This is a genomic window from Pseudomonas sp. NPDC090233 (genome assembly GCF_044772285.1).
GTDB lineage: Bacteria > Pseudomonadota > Gammaproteobacteria > Pseudomonadales > Pseudomonadaceae > Aquipseudomonas.
The window spans coordinates 149,037-165,888 of sequence record NZ_JBIVYQ010000007.1 but is presented as its reverse complement, the minus strand read 5'-3'; the positions used below and the strand labels follow the sequence as shown (position 1 = coordinate 165,888).

Below are 16,852 nucleotides of genomic sequence, written 5' to 3'. Positions count from 1 at the left end.
TCGTCTACCTCAGTTTCAGGGTTGCAAGGCCAATCAGCACCAGAATCACGGTGATGATCCAGAAGCGGACGATCACCCGTGGCTCAGGCCAGCCCTTGAGTTCAAAGTGGTGGTGGATCGGCGCCATGCGGAACACGCGCTTGCCGGTCAACTTGAAGGAGGCGACCTGGATCACCACCGACAGGGTTTCCATCACGAAAATGCCGCCCATGATGAACAGGACGATTTCCTGGCGCACGATCACGGCGATGGTGCCCAAAGCAGCACCCAGCGCCAGCGCGCCGACGTCACCCATGAATACCTGGGCCGGATAGGTGTTGAACCACAGGAAGCCCAGGCCCGCGCCAATCAGCGCGCCGCAGAACACGATCAGCTCGCCCGAACCCGGCACATAAGGGATCAGCAGGTATTCGGCGAACTTCACGTTACCCGACAGGTAGCAGAAGATGCCCAGCGCGCCGCCGACCATGACCGTTGGCATGATCGCCAGGCCATCGAGGCCGTCGGTCAGGTTGACCGCGTTGCTGGAACCTACGATGACGAAGTAGGTGAGCACGACGAAACCGATACCCAGCGGAATGGTGACGTCCTTGAGGAACGGCACGATCAGGGTGGTTTCGACCGAGGTCGGCGCAGTTTTGTAGAGGAAGATCGCAGCGCCCAGGCCGAATACCGACTGCCAGAAATACTTCCAGCGGCTCGGCAGGCCACGCGAGTTCTTTTCGATCACCTTGCGGTAGTCGTCGACCCAGCCGATGGCACCGAACAGCAAGGTGACGATCAGTACCGTCCACACGTAACGGTTGGACAGGTCGGCCCACAGCAAGGTGCTGACGCCGATGGCGGACAGGATCAGGGCGCCGCCCATGGTGGGGGTGCCGGATTTGGACAAGTGCGATTGTGGGCCGTCGTTACGGACGGCCTGACCGATCTGGCGGATCTGCAGGGTACGGATCATCCACGGGCCCAGCCACAGCGCCAGCGACAACGCGGTCAGTACACCGAGAATCCCGCGCAGGGACAGGTACTGGAAGACCGCGAAGCCTTTATGGAACTGTTGCAGATACTCAGCCAACAGCAGCAGCATTAATGTTTCTCCCCGCTGGCACCGCACAGTGCAGCCACGACGTTTTCCATCGCAGCGCTGCGCGAGCCCTTGATCAAGATAGTGGTGTTGCTGTCCGTCTCGGCGCCAACGGCCTCGATCAGCTCAGCTTGAGTCGCGAAATGACGGCCATTGGCGCCGAACGCCTGGACCGCATATGTCATGTTGGAACCTACCGCGTACAGGGCGTCGACCTTGCCGCGTGCGTAATCGCCCACCTGACGGTGGCCTTCCTCCGCCCACTGGCCCAGCTCGCCGATATCCCCAAGCACCAGAACGGTGCGCCCGGAAAAGCCGGCGAGTATATCAATGGCCGCGCACATCGAGGTGGGATTTGCGTTGTAACTGTCATCGATCACCCGCACCCCGTTTGCCGCTATCTGCGCCACGGTGCGGCCCTTGACCGGTTGCACGGCATTCAGGCCGGCAGCGATGCCGCTCAGGCTCAGACCAACGGCGTGTGCGGCGGCGGCGGCGGCCAGGGCGTTGCTGACGTTGTGTTCACCGAGTACGTTGAGCTGCACAGCCACCGATTCGCTAGCGCCATGCAGGGTGAATGATGGGCAGCCTCGTGCATCGCGACCGATACCGGTGGCGTAGAAGTCGGCCTGCGGATTGCTGCGCGCAAAACTGATGACTTTGTGTTCACCGGCACGCGCTTTCCAGATGGCAAAAGCCTTGTCGTCCAGGTTGAGGATGGCCGTACCGCCCTCACCCAGGCCTTCGAGGATTTCGCCCTTGGCTTCGACGATTTTTTCCGGGCCGCCGAACTCGCCTACGTGGGCAGTACCGGCGTTATTGATGATGACCACCTGCGGCTGAGTCAGGCCGACGGTGTAACGAATCTCACCGATGCGCGATGCACCCAGCTCGATCACGGCGGCGCTGTGCTCCGGGGCGATTTCCAGCAGAGTCAGCGGCGCACCAAGGTCATTGTTGAGGTTGCCTCGGGTGGCGTGCACCAGACCGCGGGTGCGCAGGATGCTGGCGAGCATTTCCTTGACCGTGGTCTTGCCGCTGGAGCCAGTGATGGCCACCACCGGCTTGTCGAAAGCAGCGCGATTCAACGCACCCAGTTGGCCGAGCGCAACGCGGCAATCCTTGACCAGCAACTGCGGCAGGTCGACATCGGCGACCTCACGCTCGACCAATGCTGCCACGGCGCCTTTGGCCTTCACATCGGCCAGGTAGTCGTGGCCGTCGAAACGCGGGCCGGTCAAGGCAACGAACAACTGCCCGGCAGCAACGCTACGGCTGTCGATGCTGACACCGGTGAAGCTGGCGTCGGCGCCAACCTGGCGAGCACTCAGTGCCGTGGTCAGCTGGCTGAGTGTCATGGGCTTAAGCATGTGGAGCCTCCCAGGCTGCAAGTGCCTTCTCGGCTTCGACCAGGTCGGAGAAATCATGGCGTTCGCCATTGATCTCCTGGTAATCCTCGTGCCCCTTGCCGGCCAGGACGATGACGTCATCGGCAGCAGCAGAAGCGATCAAATGCGCAATGGCCTCGCCACGGCCGGCGACGAATTCGACACTCTCGGGTTTGGCGAAACCCGGGCGGATATCGGCGAAGATGCCTTGCGGATCTTCAGTACGGGGGTTGTCATCGGTGACCAATACCCGGTCAGCCAGGCGTTCGGCCACCTGGGCCATCAGCGGGCGCTTGCCGCGATCGCGGTCGCCGCCACAGCCGAACAGGCACAGCAGCTTGCCATGGGCATGCGGACGCAGGGCTTCGAGGACTTTTTCCAGGGCGTCAGGCGTGTGAGCGTAGTCGACCACAACCAGCGGTTTCTTGCCGCCCCCCAGGCGCTGCATGCGGCCGATCGGCCCCTGCAACTGCGGGGTGACCTTGAGAATTTCGTCCAGCGAATAATCCAGCGCCAGCAGCGTTGCCACGGCAGCAAGCATGTTGCTCAGGTTGAAACGACCCAGCAGCTGGCTGCGCAAGGTGCGCTCACCTTGGGCGGTGACCAGAATGGCGCGCACGCCATCATCATCGAAATGCGCTTCGCGGCAGAACAGCGAAGCGTCCGAGTTTTCCAGGCTATAGCTGAGCAGCCGAGTCTCGATGTGATCGACACTCGGGCGGCGGGCGAAGTCTTCGGCCAGGCGACGACCAAACCCATCGTCAAGGTTGACGACCTGGCAGCGCAAGCTCGGCCAGGCGAACAGCTTCGCCTTGGCAGCCTCGTAGGCTTCCATGTTGCCGTGGTAATCGAGGTGATCACGGGACAGGTTGGTCATTACCGCGATATCGAATTCCAGGGCGGCGACACGGCCCTGCTCCAGGGCATGCGAGGAAACCTCCATCGCCACGGCCTTGGCGCCGAGCTTCTTCAGATCGTAGAGGGTCGACTGCACCGAGATCGGGTCAGGCGTGGTCAGGCGACCGCTCTGCAGCTCACCATAGAAACCGGTACCCAAGGTGCCAATCAGGCCACAACGCTGGTCAAGCGCGTCGAGCGCCTGCGCCACCAGCTGAGTGACACTGGTCTTGCCATTCGTACCGGTAACGCCTACCAGGTTCAACTGGCGACTCGGCTCGCCGTAGAAGCGTCCGGCAATCTGCGAAAGCTGGCCGACCAGGCTCTTCACAGGAATCAGAGGGACGTCAGTGATCGGCAGCACGCTGGCGCCCTGCTCTTCATAGGCAACGGCGGCTGCGCCACGGGCCAGAGCATCGGCGATATGGTCACGGCCGTCGACCTTGGCACCCGGCACGGCCAGGAACAGGTCACCCGGGCGCACGGCGCGGCTGTCCAGGGTCAGCTCACGGATCAATGGATCGCGGCTGGCGTGGGCGAAAAGCTTGCTCAGTGGCATTGTCATCATCCACGCCCTCCCTTGGCGGGTACTGCATTGACTTGCTGCTGTTCGGTCGGCGGTGGCAGGTTGTCCGGCGGCACGTTCATCAACCGCAGGGTGCCGGACATGACCTTGCTGAACACCGGCGCCGATACCAGGCCGCCGAAATAGCCACCTTTGCTCGGCTCGTCGATGACCACGACCACGGCGTAACGCGGGTCGCTCATCGGGCCGAAGCCGGCAAACAGCGAGCGGTAGGCGTTTTCGGTGTAACCCTTGGAGCCGACAGTGGCCTTACGCGCAGTACCCGACTTGCCACCCACGTGATAGAACGGCACCTGGGCACGGAACACGCCGCGCGGCGCTTCGATCACCTGCTGCAGCATGCCCTGCACGGTTTCGGCGGTTTCCTTCGGAATGGCCTGAACGGCCTCGGGCGCTTTGTCGACCTTGAGGATCGACAGCGGCACCATCTTGCCGTCGTTGGCCAGTGCTGCGTAGGCGTGCACCAGCTGCAGGGCGGTCACCGACACGCCATAGCCGTAAGACAGGGTCGCGGTTTCAGCCTTGCGCCACTCACGGTGGTTAGGCAGGTTGCCGACGCGCTCGCCCGGGAAGCCGAGGCCGGTGTACTGGCCGAGGCCGACCTGGGACATGACCCGGTAGATAGCCTCGCCGCCGATGTCGAAGGCGATCTTGCTCATGCCGACGTTACTGGAGTTGATCAGGATGCCGGTCAGGTCGAGGATCGGGCCTTCGCTGCGCGACACGTCCTTGATGGTGTAGCGGCCAATCTGCAGGCTGCCTGGATACACCTCGACCTTGTCGGTCGGCTTCCAGCGTCCGCTCTGCAGTGCAGCGCTCATGGAAATCGGCTTGACCGTGGAGCCTGGCTCGAATACGTCGATGATCGCCCGGTTACGCATGGCAGCCGGGAACATGCTGCGGCGGTTGTTCGGGTTGTAGGTCGGCTGGTTGACCATGGCCAGGACCTCACCGGTCTTGACGTCCATGATCACCAGGCTACCGGCCTTGGCGTCCTGCTCGGCAATCGCGTTGCGCAGTTCGCGGGTGGCCAGGTATTGCAGGCGCAGGTCGATGGACAACGCCAAGGTCTTGCCGGCCTTGGCGTTTTTGGTGACCTGGATGTCCTTGATCAACCGGCCGCGCCGGTCCTTGATCACTTGCCGCTTGCCGGGCACGCCGGCCAGCCACTCGTCGTAGGCCAGCTCCACCCCTTCACGTCCATGGTCGTCGAGGTCGGTGAAGCCGACCATGTGGGCGGTGACGTCACCGGCCGGGTAGAAGCGGCGGAATTCTTCCAGGCCATAAACACCCGGCACCTTCAGGTCGAGCACGTGCTGGCCCTGCTCCGGGGTCAGGCCACGGACCAGGTAGATGAACTCCTTGCCGGCCTGCTGGGTCAGGCGATCGGTCAGTTGCTGGGGGTTCTGCCCAAGCGCCGCCGCCAGTTGCGGCCAGCGGTCCTTGGACGCCTGCATTTCCTTGGGGTTGGCCCACAAGGTGGTGACCGGGGTACTGACAGCCAGTGGCTCACCGTTGCGATCGGTGATCAGACCACGGTGTGCCGGGATAGGGATGTGCCGCAGGCTTCGGGCATCGCCCTGGCCTTTGAGGAAATCACGGTCGACCACCTGCAGGTCGATGATGCGCCAGCAGATGGCACCGACCATGATCGCCAGCAAGCCGATCACCACGCGGAAGCGCCAAGGGTAGAGTGCGCCTTCGAGCTTCATCATGGCGCCACCATCCGCACTTCGTCAGCCGCGGGCACACGCATTTTCAGCTGTTCGGAGGCCAGGCTCTCGATACGGCTGGCGGCGGTCCAGGTGCTTTGCTCGAGAATCAGGCGACCCCACTCGGCCTGGGCCTTGTCGCGCTCATTCAACTCGCCGTAAAGGGTGTTGAGCAACTGACGGTTCCAGTGGGCGCTGTACGACACAGCGATGGCCGAAATGAGCACGCCGACAAACAGCAGAAGCATCAGGAAGCTTCCGCCTGGTAAAGGTTTGGCGAATAGCCGGCTCACCGAAGCTTCTCCGCCACCCGCATCACGGCGCTGCGCGACCGAGGGTTGGCCTTGAGTTCGGCGTCGGAGGCAAACTGCGCCTTGCCGATGAGCTTGATCTTGGGCTCGAAGACTTTGTGCTGAACCGGCAGGTTGCGCGGCAGGTTATCGGCTTCACCCTTGACCAGCTTGCGCATGAACAGCTTGACGATGCGGTCTTCGAGCGAGTGGAAGCTGATAACCGCCAGGCGGCCGCCAACTTCCAGGGCATCGAGCGCGGCTTCAAGGCCGGCTTCCAGGTCGCCCAGTTCGTTGTTGACGTGGATGCGCAGGCCCTGGAAGGCACGGGTAGCTGGGTTCTTGCCCTTCTCCCACGCGGGGTTGGCCACTTTGAGCACTTCGGCCAGGTCCGCGGTGCGGGTGAAGGGTTGCTTCTCGCGGCGCTCGACCACGGCACGCGCCATGCGCCCGGCAAAACGCTCTTCGCCGTATTCCTTGAACACGCGGGCGATTTCTTCCACAGGTGCAGTGGCGATGAATTCGGCGGCGCTGATGCCCTGGTCAGGGTTCATGCGCATGTCCAGCGGGCCGTCGTTGAGGAAGCTGAAGCCGCGCTCCGGGTCATCCAGCTGCGGCGAGGAAACGCCCAGGTCGAGCAGAATGCCGCTGACCTTGCCGTCCAGACCGCGCTCGGCCACCTCGGCACCCAGCTCGGCAAAGCTGCGCTGTACAATGACAAAGCGGCCGTCTTCGGCCGCTAGCGCTTGCCCGGTGGCAATCGCTTGAGGATCTTTGTCGAACCCCAGCAGCCGCCCTTGCGGCCCAAGCTTGCTGAGGATCAGACGGCTGTGCCCGCCGCGGCCGAAAGTGCCGTCGAGATAGCAACCGTCGGGGCGCAGGGCCAATGCCTCGACAGCTTCGTCGAGCAGGACGGTAATGTGGTTGAAGCCGCTATCTATGGTCACAGGATCAGGTCACGCAAATCGTCGGGCATGGCGCCCGGTTGTTGGATAGCTGCAAGGTCGGCTGCCGAAACTGCGTTCCAGGCATCCTCATCCCACAGCTGGAATTTGTTCAGCTGCCCCACCAGCATCGCCTTCTTGTCCAGCTTGGCGTACTCACGCAGGCGGGGCGGTACCAGGAAACGCCCACTGCCATCGAGCTCCAGGTCAACCGCATTGCCGATCAGCAAACGCTGCAGGCGGCGGTTTTCCTCACGCAACGACGGCAAGGCGCGCAACTTGGCTTCAATCTGTTCCCACTCATCGAGGGGATAAACACACAAGCAGGGGTCAACGGCGTCGATGGTCACGATCAACTGACCATTGCAACGCGAATCGAGCTCGTCACGGTACCGGCTCGGCATGGCGAGACGGCCCTTTGCATCGAGGCTGACGGCGTTGGCTCCGCGGAACACGGCTGCGATTCCCCACAATGTTAGCTTTTTTGTGCCAGAAAACCCACTTCATCCCACTTTCTGCCACTTGCGCACACTATAGGAATCCGCCTGCTGCACCGTCAAGGCACGTTCATAAGGAAAACCCTTACAGGACCGAGATTTAGCGTGATATAGGAGGGAGGGAAGGATTACCAGGGATGAAAAAAACGTGAAAAATCAAACCCACTCAAACGAATGCCGTTCGAAGTTAAAGTAATTTATTAAGAGTAAGATTTTTTCGGTATTACCAGATGCGATCTGCTATCGATCAAGCAGGAGGGAGGGAGGTGGAGAGTCGATCTGTAAGCCGGGTTTTGTCGAGGACAGTCATTCCTCTACGACGGCCATCACTGGACGCCTCTAGCAACCTACCCGGTTCCGACGCGGGCCACGCCTGATGGAACCCTATTTGGTCTTGCTCCAAGTGGGGTTTACCTAGCCACGAACTGTTGCCAGCCGTGCGGTGCGCTCTTACCGCACCTTTTCACCCTTACCGGCACCGAAGTGCTTAGGCGGTTATTTTCTGTGGCACTTTCCGTAGGCTCGCGCCTCCCAGGCGTTACCTGGCACTCTGCCCTATGGAGCCCGGACTTTCCTCCCCCGCCTTTTGCGGAACAAAAGACGGCAGCGACTGTCCGATCGACTCTCCGCCGCCAAGGTTAACGGCACGCGCGCTCAAGAACAAGCGATACCGCAAATTACCTCACTGGGCTTTCTGCTTTTCCAGGGCCACCTGATACAACAGATTCTTGCGCACACCGGTAATTTCAGCCGCCAACGCCGCCGCACGCTTGAGCGGCAACTCGGCTAACAGCAGGTCGAGCACGCGCTGCGCCTCGGCGCTGATCGCCTCCTCACCCTCCGGCGCGCTCCAGCCACCGACCAACAACACGCATTCGCCGCGCTGCTGGTTGCTGTCGCCCGCCACGAAGGCATGCAGCTCACCAAGCGGCAAGCCTTTGAGGGTCTCGAAGGTTTTGGTCAGCTCGCGCGCCAGCAGCGCCGGGCGATCGGCACCGAATACCAAGGTCATGTCTTCCAGGCACTCAAGAATACGGTGAGGCGCCTCGTAGAAGATCAACGTGCGCGGCTCTTCCTTCACCTGTTCCAGGCGAGCACGACGACCAGCCGTCTTGGCCGGCAGGAAGCCTTCGAAGATGAAGCGGTCGGACGGCAGGCCGGCCGCCGAGAGTGCAGCGATCAGCGCACAGGCGCCAGGCACCGGCACAACATTTACCCCTGCGGCTCGCGCTTGGCGCACCAGGTGGTAGCCTGGGTCGGAAATCAACGGAGTACCGGCATCGGATACCAGCGCCACGTCCTCACCGGCCAGCAGCTTGGTGATGAAGCGCCCGCCCTCATCGCGCTCGTTGTGCTCATGGCAAGCCGCCAGCGGCGTGTCGATGCCGAAATGCTGCAGCAGGCGGATCGAATGCCGGGTGTCCTCGGCAGCGATCAAGGCGACGTCGGCCAGCACCTTCAATGCCCTGGCACTCATGTCGTCGAGGTTGCCGATGGGGGTCGCGACCACGTACAGCGTCCCCACGGTGGATTTCGAAGCCCCTGCCACATCAGTCACTGCGCACACCTGCCTTTCGGATCAAAGGCGCCATTGTAGCCCGAGCGCCGGTAATAGGGCGCAAAGAACTTCACCCGCACCGACCGCTCAGCCACCTATAGTGAAGGTTCTGCAATCAGCAAGATCGCGCCCCGGCCAACCCTTCGGTACAATCGCCGGCCAACTTGATCGGTAACAGGACCTTTACATGATCGCTTGCCTGCGGCTGTTCACAGCCCTCTGCCTCGCTGCCCTGCTGGCAGCCTGTGCCAGCTCGCCCTCATCCAGCCTGGGCGAACTGCCACGCACCCCGGACGCCAGCATCGAGCAACTGCTCGAAAAAGCGGCGACCAGCAAGTCCGCAGAAGACGCGGCCCTGTTGCGCCTGAGCGCTGCCGACCTGGCCTACAAGCAGAAGGACTATCCGCGCGCCGCACGCATTCTCGAGCAAGTCCCGATGGATACGCTCAAGCCCGCCCAGCAGATCTTCGCCGCCACGCTCAGCGCAGAACTGGCCATGAGCCGCAACCAGCCCAAGGCAGCCCTCAGCGCCCTGTCGCACCCCAGCCTGCAGCACATTGCCGAGCTGCCGGCAGAACAACAGGTGCGTACTTACAGCGTCCATGCTGCCGCCCTTGAGGCCGATGGCCAGACCATGCCTGCCGCACAACAGCGCGTGCTGCTGGGCCCCCTGCTCAGCGGCCAGGCCGCCAGCAGCAATAATGACGCGATCTGGGCGCTGGTCGCCTCGCTGCCTGCCGAGCAACTGCAGCAGCCCGCCAGCAACGAAACCCTGACCGGCTGGACTAGCCTCGCCCTGGCCGTAAAAAGCGCCGGCACCCTGGAGCAACAGCAGGCGGCCATCGACACCTGGCGCAAGCAGCACCCCGATCACCCGGCAGCCAAACAACTGCCCCTGGCCTTGACCAAACTCAAGGAACTGGCCAGCCAGCCGCTGACCAAGATCGGCCTTCTGCTACCCCAGGAAGGCCCACTGGCCGGCGTCGCACGCGCCCTGCGTGACGGCTTCATGGCCGCGCACTTCCAGGCTCAGCAGGCCGGCCAGCAAGCGCCAGCCGTGCAGGTTTACGACAGCTCGCGCATCGGCTCGCTCGACGACTTCTACCGCCAAGCCCAGGCCGATGGCGTGCAACTGGTGGTCGGCCCGCTGGAAAAAGCCATGGTGAAAAAACTCGCCGCCAACGCGCAGCTGCCTATCACCACCCTCGCCCTGAACTACGCCGACGCGGGCCAGAAGGCTCCCCCACAACTGTTCCAGTTCGGCCTCGCCGCAGAAGACGAAGCCCGCGAAGTTTCGCGCCGCGCCCGCGCCGATGGCATGGTCCGCGCCGTGGCCCTGGTACCGAGCGGCGAGTGGGGGGACCGCGTGCTCGCCGCCTTCCGTCAGGACTGGGAAGGCAACGGTGGCACCATCATCGCCGCCGAGCGCATCGCCCAGCCGGTCGCCCTCGCCCAGCAGATCGCCAACCTGTTCCAGCTGCGCCAAAGCGAAGGCCGCGCCCAGAGCGTGCAGAGCACGGTCGGTGGCAGCATTGCCGCACAGCCATCGCGCCGCCAGGACATCGATTTCATCTTCCTTGCCTCGACCCCACAGCAGGCACAGCAGATCAAGCCGACCCTGAACTTCCAGTACGCCGGTGACGTACCGGTCTACGCCACCTCGAACCTGTACAGCGCCAGCGGTGACGTCAACCAGTACAACGACATGAACGGCATTCGCTTCTGCGAAACCCCGTGGCTGCTGGACACCACCAACAGCCTGCGCCAGCAGGTGGTACAGCAATGGCCACAAGCTGCCGGTAGCCTCGGCCGCCTTTATGCCATGGGCGTTGATGCGTACAGCCTGGCGCCACGCCTGGGCCAGCTGAAAGCACTGCCAGACAACCGCATTCAAGGCCTCTCCGGCAGCCTGAGCATGAGCGCCAGCCAGCGCATCGAGCGCCAGTTGCCATGGGCCGAGTTCTCCGGCGGCCAGGTCAAACGCCTGCCGGACACCAGCCGCTGATGCCGGACGCATCGCCGACCAGCGCCGGCCAGGCCGCAGAAAACCAGGCCCTTGAATACCTTCAGGGGCAAGGTCTGCAACTGCTGACGCGTAACTGGCGATGCAAAGGCGGCGAGCTTGATCTGGTCATGCTCGACGCCGATACAGTAGTATTCGTCGAAGTCCGCTATCGGTTGCACGCGGGCTTCGGTGGCGCCCTCGGCAGTATCGACGGGCGCAAGCAGAAACGACTGGTGCTTGCCGCCAGTCTTTTCCTGCAGAAGGAGTCTCGCTGGGCCAACCACCCTTGCCGCTTCGACGTTGTCGCCTTGCAGGGTAGCCACCATGCAGGCCGGCCGCTTCAATGGCTGAAAAACGCCTTCGAATGCTGAATCCACTCCCAATTTTTTGCTCTATGTTTCGCGGGCTGGTCGCTGTTGCGCCTCGCGCCTGCCACCGCCCCACTTAAGGTCACCAGATGGACATGCAATCCCGAATTCGCCGGCTGTTCCAGGCCAGCATCGATACCAAGCAACAGGCAATGGACATCCTGGCACCGCACATCGAGCAGGCCAGCCTGGTCATGGTCAATGCACTGCTCAACGAGGGCAAGATGCTCGCCTGCGGCAACGGCGGCTCGGCCGGCGATGCCCAGCACTTCTCTTCCGAGCTGCTCAACCGCTTCGAGCGGGAGCGCCCGAGCCTGCCGGCCATCGCGCTGACCACCGACAGCTCGACGCTGACCTCGATCGCCAACGACTACAGCTACAACGAAGTCTTCTCCAAGCAGATTCGCGCCCTGGGCCAGCCCGGCGATGTTCTGCTGGCGATTTCGACCAGCGGTAACTCGGCCAACGTAATTCAAGCGATCCAGGCCGCACATGATCGCGAAATGATTGTCGTAGCCTTGACCGGACGTGACGGCGGCGGCATGGCTTCACTGCTGCTGCCAGAGGACGTGGAAATCCGCGTGCCTGCAACGGTCACTGCACGTATTCAAGAAGTCCACCTGCTGGCGATCCACTGCCTGTGCGATCTGATCGACAGCCAACTGTTCGGGAGTGAAGAATGATCCCTATGCGCCTCGGCCTGATGGCCCTGACCCTGTGCCTGAGCGTCACCGGCTGCAGCTCGGTACTGACCTCGACCCGTAATTCGCCGATCGAGGATGATCGCGGTACCCGCACCATCGGCAGCAAGATCGATGACTCGCTGATCGAAACCAAGGCGGCGGTCAACATTTCCAAGGCCAACCCTGACCTGGACAAGAACTCGCACATTGTCGTCAGCAGCTACAACGGCATCGTTCTGCTCGCTGGGCAAACGCCGCGCGCCGACCTCAAGAGCCTGGCCGAACAAACCGCCGGCCAGGTACAGCGGGTCAAGAAAGTGCACAACGAGCTGCAGGTGATGCAGCCCTCGTCCATCCTGGCGCGCAACAACGACGCCTGGCTGACCACCAAGATCAAGACCCAGATGCTGACCGACAATGCCGTGCCCAGCTCGCGCATCAAGGTGATCACCGAAAACGGCATCGTCTACCTGCTCGGCCTGGTGACCCAGCAAGAGGCCAACGCCGCCACTGCGGTAGTTCAGGGCGTGTCTGGCGTGCAGAAGATCGTCAAGCTGTTCGAATACATCGACTGATTACGTTTCATCATTTCAAATAGTCAGGAAACACCGCATGAAAAAGCTTCTGCTGCCCGCCCTGCTGATCGGCACCTTCGCCGCCCTGGCCGGCTGCTCCACACCTAGCCTGATCACCCTCAACGACGGCCGCGAGATCCAGGCCATCGACGCCCCGCACTACGAGAAGAGCTCAGGCTTCTACGAGTTCGAGCAACTCGACGGCAAACGCACCCGCATCAACAAGGACCAGGTGCGCAGCATCAGCGACTTGTAATTCCAAGCCAGCAATGAAAAAGGCGATCCTCTTGGATCGCCTTTTTTGTTACTTGACCACCTTCAGGCTCGGCCGACCACTCGGACGTGGCGGCTGGCCACCGCCTTGCGGCGGACCATCGTCATCAGGCTCGACACCTTCGTCGTCCAGCTCTTCACCCTCCATCACTGGCGGCTCCAGCTCGAAGACCATGCCTTGGCCGTTCTCACGGGCGTAGATGCCGAGAATGGCACCCACCGGCACGAACAGCGAATGAGCAACGCCGCCGAAGCGACCTTCGAAGCTCACCGCATCGTTATCCATGTGCAGGCTGCGCACGGCACTCGGGGAAATGTTCAGGACGATCTGGCCGTCACTGGCGAAACCTTGCGGCACCTGGACAGCCGGGAACTCGGCATTGACCAGCATATGAGGGGTGCAATCGTTGTCGACGATCCACTCGTACAGTGCTCGAACCAGATAGGGGCGACTGGAGTTCATCAACGGCTCCTTAAAGCTTGCGCATTTCACGCTCAACGGAGGACAGGCTCGCCAAAAATGGCTCGCGGGCAAACTGTCGCTCCATGTAATCCAGCAGCGGCTTGGCTTGCCGCGGCAATTCGATACCCATAACCGGCAAACGCCAGAGTATGGGCAATAGACAACAATCGACCAGGCTTTGCTCATCGCTCATGAAGCAGGCGAACTCGTTGAACAGTGGCGAGACGCCGGTCAGGCTCTCGCGCAGCGCCTTGCGTGCCTCGGCACGAGCGGCATCGCTGCTGCGCGGGTCGAGCACGGTATCGGCCAACGCACACCAGTCACGCTGGATGCGGTGTATCAACAAGCGGCTGTTACCCCGCGCCACCGGATAAACCGGCATCAGCGGCGGGTGCGGGTAACGCTCCTCGAGGTATTCCATCACCACCGTCGATTCATACAACGTCAGGTCGCGATCGACCAGGGTCGGCACGCTGCCGTAAGGGTTCACCTCAACCAGCTTGGGCGGCAGACGCCCAGGGTCGACGTCGATGATCTGCACGCTGACGCCCTTCTCGGCAAGCACCAGGCGCACCCGGTGAGAATAAGGGTCAGCGGGATCGGAATAGCAGGCTAACCGGTTGGTCACGCCCATGTAGCGCCTCCTCGCATGGGATGCTTGTGAAACTGCAAATGCAAACGCGCCCTGGAGGCTCCCCCGCTTGCACGAGGGAGCGCCCAGGGCGCGTTCAACTACCAGAAACTACTGCGTGATCAGTGCACGTCCTTCCAGTATTCGCGCTTGAGCAAGTAGGCGAACACGAAGAAGAAAGCCAGGTACAGCAACACGTAGGTACCGATGCGCTGGCTTTCCAGTTTGACCGGGTTGGCCGAATAGGCCAGGAAGGTCACCAGGTTCTTGACCTTCTCGTCGAACTGCTCGGTGGTCAGGGTACCGGAATTCGGCGTGATGGTCAGCTGGTCACACGCTTCATGGGTCAATGGGCTCCCCGTCAATGGGTCGAATTGTTTCTTGCCATCGACCACCATCTGCACCTGCTTGCAACCCACCACCTGGTTGCCCTGCAGGCCTACCAGCACATTGGGCATGCCGACGTTGGGGAACACTTTGTTGTTCACCCCATAAGGACGCGAAGGGTCCTCGTAGAAGCTGCGCAGGTAGCTGTACAGCCAGTCGGTGCCGCGCACCCGGGCCACCAGGGTCAGGTCAGGTGGCGCGGCACCGAACCAGGTCTTGGCGTCACTGGGCTTCATGCCGATATTCATGTGGTCACCGATCTTGGCACCGGTGAACACCAGCTTCTCGAGCATCAGCTCATGGGGGATACCCAGGTCGTCGGCAACCCGCTCGTAACGCTGGAACTTGGCGCTGTGGCAACCCATGCAATAGTTGGCAAACGTGCGCGCACCGTCCTGCATGGCAGCCTTGTCAGTCAGATCGATATCGACCTTGTCCAGCTCAAGGCCATGTTCGGCAGCGAAGGAAAAGGCAGGCATCACTGCCAGCAAAAATACTGCAATCAATTTTTTCATCAGCCAGTCACCCTTTCCGGAACCGGTTTGGTCTTCTCAAGCCTTGTGTAGAACGGCATCAGCAGGAAGTAGGCGAAGTACAACACCGTGCACACCTGCGACAGCAAGGTGCGCCCCGGCGTCGGCGCCAGCACCCCGAGGATGCCGAGGATGACGAAGGCAATGCAGAACACCAGCAGGAAGACCTTGCTGATCCAACCCTTGTAGCGCATGGAGCGCACCGGGCTGCGGTCGAGCCAGGGCAACACGAACAGCACGGCGATGGCGGCGCCCATGGCGATTACCCCCATCAGCTTGTCAGGCACGGCACGCAAGATCGCGTAGAACGGCGTGAAGTACCAGACCGGGGCGATATGCTCAGGCGTCTTGAAGGCGTTGGCCTGTTCGAAGTTGGGTTTTTCCAGGAAGTAGCCGCCCATTTCCGGGAAGAAGAACACCACGGCGCAGAACACGAAGAGGAACACCACCACCCCGACAATGTCCTTGACGGTGTAGTACGGGTGGAACGGAATGCCGTCGAGCGGGATGCCGTTCTCGTCCTTTTTCTTCTTGATATCGACCCCATCCGGGTTGTTCGAACCCACTTCGTGCAGGGCCAGGATGTGCAGCACCACCAGGCCGAGAATCACGATCGGCAAGGCCACCACGTGCAGGGCGAAGAAGCGGTTGAGGGTAATGCCCGAGATCAGGTAGTCACCACGGATCCACTGGGTGAGGTCGCCGCCGATTACCGGGATGGCACCGAACAGCGAGATGATCACCTGGGCGCCCCAGTACGACATCTGCCCCCACGGCAGCAGGTAGCCCATGAAGGCCTCGGCCATCAGCGCCAGGTAGATCAGCATGCCGAACAGCCATACCAGCTCACGTGGCTTCTGGTAGGAGCCGTAGAGCAGGCCACGGAACATGTGCAGGTAGACCACGATGAAGAACGCCGAAGCACCAGTGGAGTGCAGGTAGCGCAGGATCCAGCCGTACTCCACGTCACGCATGATGTACTCGACCGAGGCAAAGGCCTCTTCCGCCGAGGGCGTGAAGCTCATGGTCAGCCAGACGCCGGTGACGATCTGGTTGACCAGCACCAGCAGGGCCAGCGAGCCGAAGAAATACAGGAAGTTGAAGTTCTTGGGCGCGTAATACTTGCTCAGGTGGTCTTCCCACATCTTGGTGGCGGGGAAGCGAGCGTCAATCCAGTCCATGAACTTGCTCATCATGCTTTCTCCTGGTCGACGCCGATGACGACGATGTCATCCGACTCGTAAGAGTGCGGCGGCACTGGCAGGTTGAGAGGTGCGGGTTGCGACTTGTACACACGGCCAGCCAGGTCGTAGTGCGAGCCGTGGCACGGGCAGAAATAGCCACCCACCCACTTCGGCCCGAGATCAGCGGGCGCGACTTCCGGGCGGAAGGTCGGCGAGCAGCCCAGGTGCGTGCACAGGCCGACAAGAATGAGCAGTTCCGGCTTGATCGAGCGAACCTCCGGGTCGACGTACGTTGGCTGCACCGAGGCCTTAGACTCAGGGTCGGACAGCTCTGGCGTAAGCTTCTTGAGATTGCCGAGAATCTCTTGCGTTCGCCGCACGATGAATACGGGCTGGCCGCGCCATTCCGCGACCATCTGTTGCCCAGGCTCGACCTTGGCAATATTGACCTTCACCGGTGCACCGGCAGCCTTCGCCTTGGCACTGGGAAACCATGACCCCACGAACGGTACCGCAGCCCCCACTGCCCCCGCCGCCCCGACCACGGATGTCGCGGCTACGAGGAAGCGGCGCCGGCCTGCGTTGACGCCGTCATTGCTCATTCAGTCCTCTCCCATCAGCTTGCTTGGCCTGTTGCATCAGGCCTGTACTTAGGTAATGTCTGTGGCACCAAAATTTGGCCGTCATGGTAAGAAACAAATCCACACAGTGACAAGGTGATTAGCCTGGCAATGGGCCACAACCCTCGCTTTGCTTGATCTGCGTCTATACCGCGGGTTACCACGGACATGCTG

General features: G+C 61.9%; 18 protein-coding genes and 1 other RNA gene. 5 read left to right on the top strand and 14 right to left on the bottom strand.

Annotation, left to right across the window (positions count from 1 at the left end; genetic code table 11):
• Positions 1-4: 4 nt before the first annotated feature.
• From mraY to rsmI, 9 genes are all read right to left on the bottom strand, one after another.
• On the bottom strand, positions 5-1,087 hold the full coding sequence (mraY, locus tag ACIQUF_RS20540) for a phospho-N-acetylmuramoyl-pentapeptide-transferase (protein ID WP_403134824.1): 1,083 nt from the start codon (positions 1,085-1,087) through the stop codon (positions 5-7).
• Entirely contained in the window at positions 1,087-2,454 is a 1,368-nt protein-coding gene (gene murF, locus ACIQUF_RS20535) for a UDP-N-acetylmuramoyl-tripeptide--D-alanyl-D-alanine ligase (protein ID WP_403134822.1), read from the bottom strand. Before murF ends, mraY begins: the two co-directional genes overlap by 1 nt.
• Entirely contained in the window at positions 2,447-3,937 is a 1,491-nt protein-coding gene (locus tag ACIQUF_RS20530; protein ID WP_403134820.1) for a UDP-N-acetylmuramoyl-L-alanyl-D-glutamate--2,6-diaminopimelate ligase, read from the bottom strand. Before ACIQUF_RS20530 ends, murF begins: the two co-directional genes overlap by 8 nt.
• A complete protein-coding gene (locus ACIQUF_RS20525; RefSeq protein WP_403135319.1) occupies positions 3,934-5,667 on the bottom strand; it encodes a peptidoglycan D,D-transpeptidase FtsI family protein in 1,734 nt (577 codons plus the stop codon). The genes ACIQUF_RS20530 and ACIQUF_RS20525 overlap by 4 nt, the downstream gene beginning before the upstream one ends.
• A complete protein-coding gene (ftsL, locus tag ACIQUF_RS20520; RefSeq protein WP_403134818.1) occupies positions 5,667-5,960 on the bottom strand; it encodes a cell division protein FtsL in 294 nt (97 codons plus the stop codon). The genes ACIQUF_RS20525 and ftsL overlap by 1 nt, the downstream gene beginning before the upstream one ends.
• On the bottom strand, positions 5,957-6,904 hold the full coding sequence (gene rsmH, locus ACIQUF_RS20515) for a 16S rRNA (cytosine(1402)-N(4))-methyltransferase RsmH (RefSeq protein WP_403134816.1): 948 nt from the start codon (positions 6,902-6,904) through the stop codon (positions 5,957-5,959). The genes ftsL and rsmH overlap by 4 nt, the downstream gene beginning before the upstream one ends.
• Entirely contained in the window at positions 6,901-7,356 is a 456-nt protein-coding gene (mraZ, locus tag ACIQUF_RS20510; RefSeq protein WP_011535546.1) for a division/cell wall cluster transcriptional repressor MraZ, read from the bottom strand. Before mraZ ends, rsmH begins: the two co-directional genes overlap by 4 nt.
• 308 nt (positions 7,357-7,664) lie before the next feature.
• An RNA gene (rnpB, locus tag ACIQUF_RS20505) (RNase P RNA component class A) lies at positions 7,665-8,024 on the bottom strand.
• A gap of 56 nt (positions 8,025-8,080) precedes the next feature.
• Positions 8,081-8,956, bottom strand: coding sequence for a 16S rRNA (cytidine(1402)-2'-O)-methyltransferase (rsmI, locus tag ACIQUF_RS20500; protein WP_403134814.1), 876 nt, complete (start codon positions 8,954-8,956; stop codon positions 8,081-8,083).
• A gap of 187 nt (positions 8,957-9,143) precedes the next feature.
• On the opposite strand from rsmI, the gene ACIQUF_RS20495 reads away from it, so the two are divergent.
• The 5 genes from ACIQUF_RS20495 (at position 9,144) to ACIQUF_RS20475 (ending at position 12,843) form a co-directional block, all read left to right on the top strand.
• Entirely contained in the window at positions 9,144-10,961 is a 1,818-nt protein-coding gene (locus ACIQUF_RS20495) for a penicillin-binding protein activator (RefSeq protein ID WP_403134812.1), read from the top strand.
• On the top strand, positions 10,961-11,332 hold the full coding sequence (locus tag ACIQUF_RS20490; protein WP_403134810.1) for a YraN family protein: 372 nt from the start codon (positions 10,961-10,963) through the stop codon (positions 11,330-11,332). Before ACIQUF_RS20495 ends, ACIQUF_RS20490 begins: the two co-directional genes overlap by 1 nt.
• Before the next feature lie 86 nt (positions 11,333-11,418).
• Entirely contained in the window at positions 11,419-12,012 is a 594-nt protein-coding gene (locus ACIQUF_RS20485) for a phosphoheptose isomerase (RefSeq protein ID WP_400799971.1), read from the top strand.
• Complete coding sequence (locus ACIQUF_RS20480; RefSeq protein WP_403134807.1) at positions 12,009-12,587, top strand: BON domain-containing protein; 579 nt, start codon at positions 12,009-12,011, stop codon at positions 12,585-12,587. Before ACIQUF_RS20485 ends, ACIQUF_RS20480 begins: the two co-directional genes overlap by 4 nt.
• A 37-nt stretch (positions 12,588-12,624) precedes the next feature.
• Positions 12,625-12,843 carry a YgdI/YgdR family lipoprotein gene (locus ACIQUF_RS20475; protein WP_403134806.1) on the top strand — a complete coding sequence of 73 codons (219 nt, stop codon included), beginning with the start codon at positions 12,625-12,627 and terminating at the stop codon, positions 12,841-12,843.
• Positions 12,844-12,891: 48 nt separating this feature from the next.
• Here the strand turns inward: ACIQUF_RS20475 and ACIQUF_RS20470 are convergent, their stop codons facing one another.
• The 5 genes from ACIQUF_RS20470 to petA form a co-directional block, all read right to left on the bottom strand.
• Positions 12,892-13,323 (bottom strand): ClpXP protease specificity-enhancing factor, encoded by a 432-nt coding sequence (locus ACIQUF_RS20470; protein WP_403134803.1) that lies wholly within the window; start codon positions 13,321-13,323, stop codon positions 12,892-12,894.
• Positions 13,324-13,333: 10 nt separating this feature from the next.
• The gene (locus ACIQUF_RS20465; RefSeq protein WP_403134802.1) at positions 13,334-13,957 is read right to left on the bottom strand and encodes a glutathione S-transferase N-terminal domain-containing protein; all 624 of its coding nucleotides are present in this window, start codon (positions 13,955-13,957) and stop codon (positions 13,334-13,336) included.
• Positions 13,958-14,076: 119 nt separating this feature from the next.
• The gene (locus tag ACIQUF_RS20460) at positions 14,077-14,856 is read right to left on the bottom strand and encodes a cytochrome c1 (RefSeq protein WP_403134799.1); all 780 of its coding nucleotides are present in this window, start codon (positions 14,854-14,856) and stop codon (positions 14,077-14,079) included.
• Entirely contained in the window at positions 14,856-16,067 is a 1,212-nt protein-coding gene (locus ACIQUF_RS20455) for a cytochrome bc complex cytochrome b subunit (RefSeq protein ID WP_016395499.1), read from the bottom strand. The genes ACIQUF_RS20460 and ACIQUF_RS20455 overlap by 1 nt, the downstream gene beginning before the upstream one ends.
• Entirely contained in the window at positions 16,067-16,660 is a 594-nt protein-coding gene (gene petA, locus ACIQUF_RS20450) for a ubiquinol-cytochrome c reductase iron-sulfur subunit (RefSeq protein WP_403134798.1), read from the bottom strand. The genes ACIQUF_RS20455 and petA overlap by 1 nt, the downstream gene beginning before the upstream one ends.
• Positions 16,661-16,852: the final 192 nt, after the last annotated feature.

Excerpts from the sequence above, each read along its gene's own strand:
- petA (WP_403134798.1), bottom strand. The coding sequence starts at position 16,660 with ATGAGCAATGACGGCGTCAACGCAGGCCGGCGCCGCTTCCTCGTAGCC.
- ACIQUF_RS20525 (WP_403135319.1), bottom strand. The coding sequence starts at position 5,667 with ATGAAGCTCGAAGGCGCACTCTACCCTTGGCGCTTCCGCGTGGTGATC.
- mraY (WP_403134824.1), bottom strand. The coding sequence starts at position 1,087 with ATGCTGCTGCTGTTGGCTGAGTATCTGCAACAGTTCCATAAAGGCTTC.
- ACIQUF_RS20475 (WP_403134806.1), top strand. The coding sequence starts at position 12,625 with ATGAAAAAGCTTCTGCTGCCCGCCCTGCTGATCGGCACCTTCGCCGCC.
- ACIQUF_RS20495 (WP_403134812.1), top strand. The coding sequence starts at position 9,144 with ATGATCGCTTGCCTGCGGCTGTTCACAGCCCTCTGCCTCGCTGCCCTG.
- ACIQUF_RS20485 (WP_400799971.1), top strand. The coding sequence starts at position 11,419 with ATGGACATGCAATCCCGAATTCGCCGGCTGTTCCAGGCCAGCATCGAT.
- ACIQUF_RS20480 (WP_403134807.1), top strand. The coding sequence starts at position 12,009 with ATGATCCCTATGCGCCTCGGCCTGATGGCCCTGACCCTGTGCCTGAGC.
- ACIQUF_RS20490 (WP_403134810.1), top strand. The coding sequence starts at position 10,961 with ATGCCGGACGCATCGCCGACCAGCGCCGGCCAGGCCGCAGAAAACCAG.
- ACIQUF_RS20465 (WP_403134802.1), bottom strand. The coding sequence starts at position 13,957 with ATGGGCGTGACCAACCGGTTAGCCTGCTATTCCGATCCCGCTGACCCT.
- murF (WP_403134822.1), bottom strand. The coding sequence starts at position 2,454 with ATGCTTAAGCCCATGACACTCAGCCAGCTGACCACGGCACTGAGTGCT.
- ACIQUF_RS20530 (WP_403134820.1), bottom strand. The coding sequence starts at position 3,937 with ATGATGACAATGCCACTGAGCAAGCTTTTCGCCCACGCCAGCCGCGAT.
- ACIQUF_RS20460 (WP_403134799.1), bottom strand. The coding sequence starts at position 14,856 with ATGAAAAAATTGATTGCAGTATTTTTGCTGGCAGTGATGCCTGCCTTT.
- ACIQUF_RS20455 (WP_016395499.1), bottom strand. The coding sequence starts at position 16,067 with ATGAGCAAGTTCATGGACTGGATTGACGCTCGCTTCCCCGCCACCAAG.
- ACIQUF_RS20470 (WP_403134803.1), bottom strand. The coding sequence starts at position 13,323 with ATGAACTCCAGTCGCCCCTATCTGGTTCGAGCACTGTACGAGTGGATC.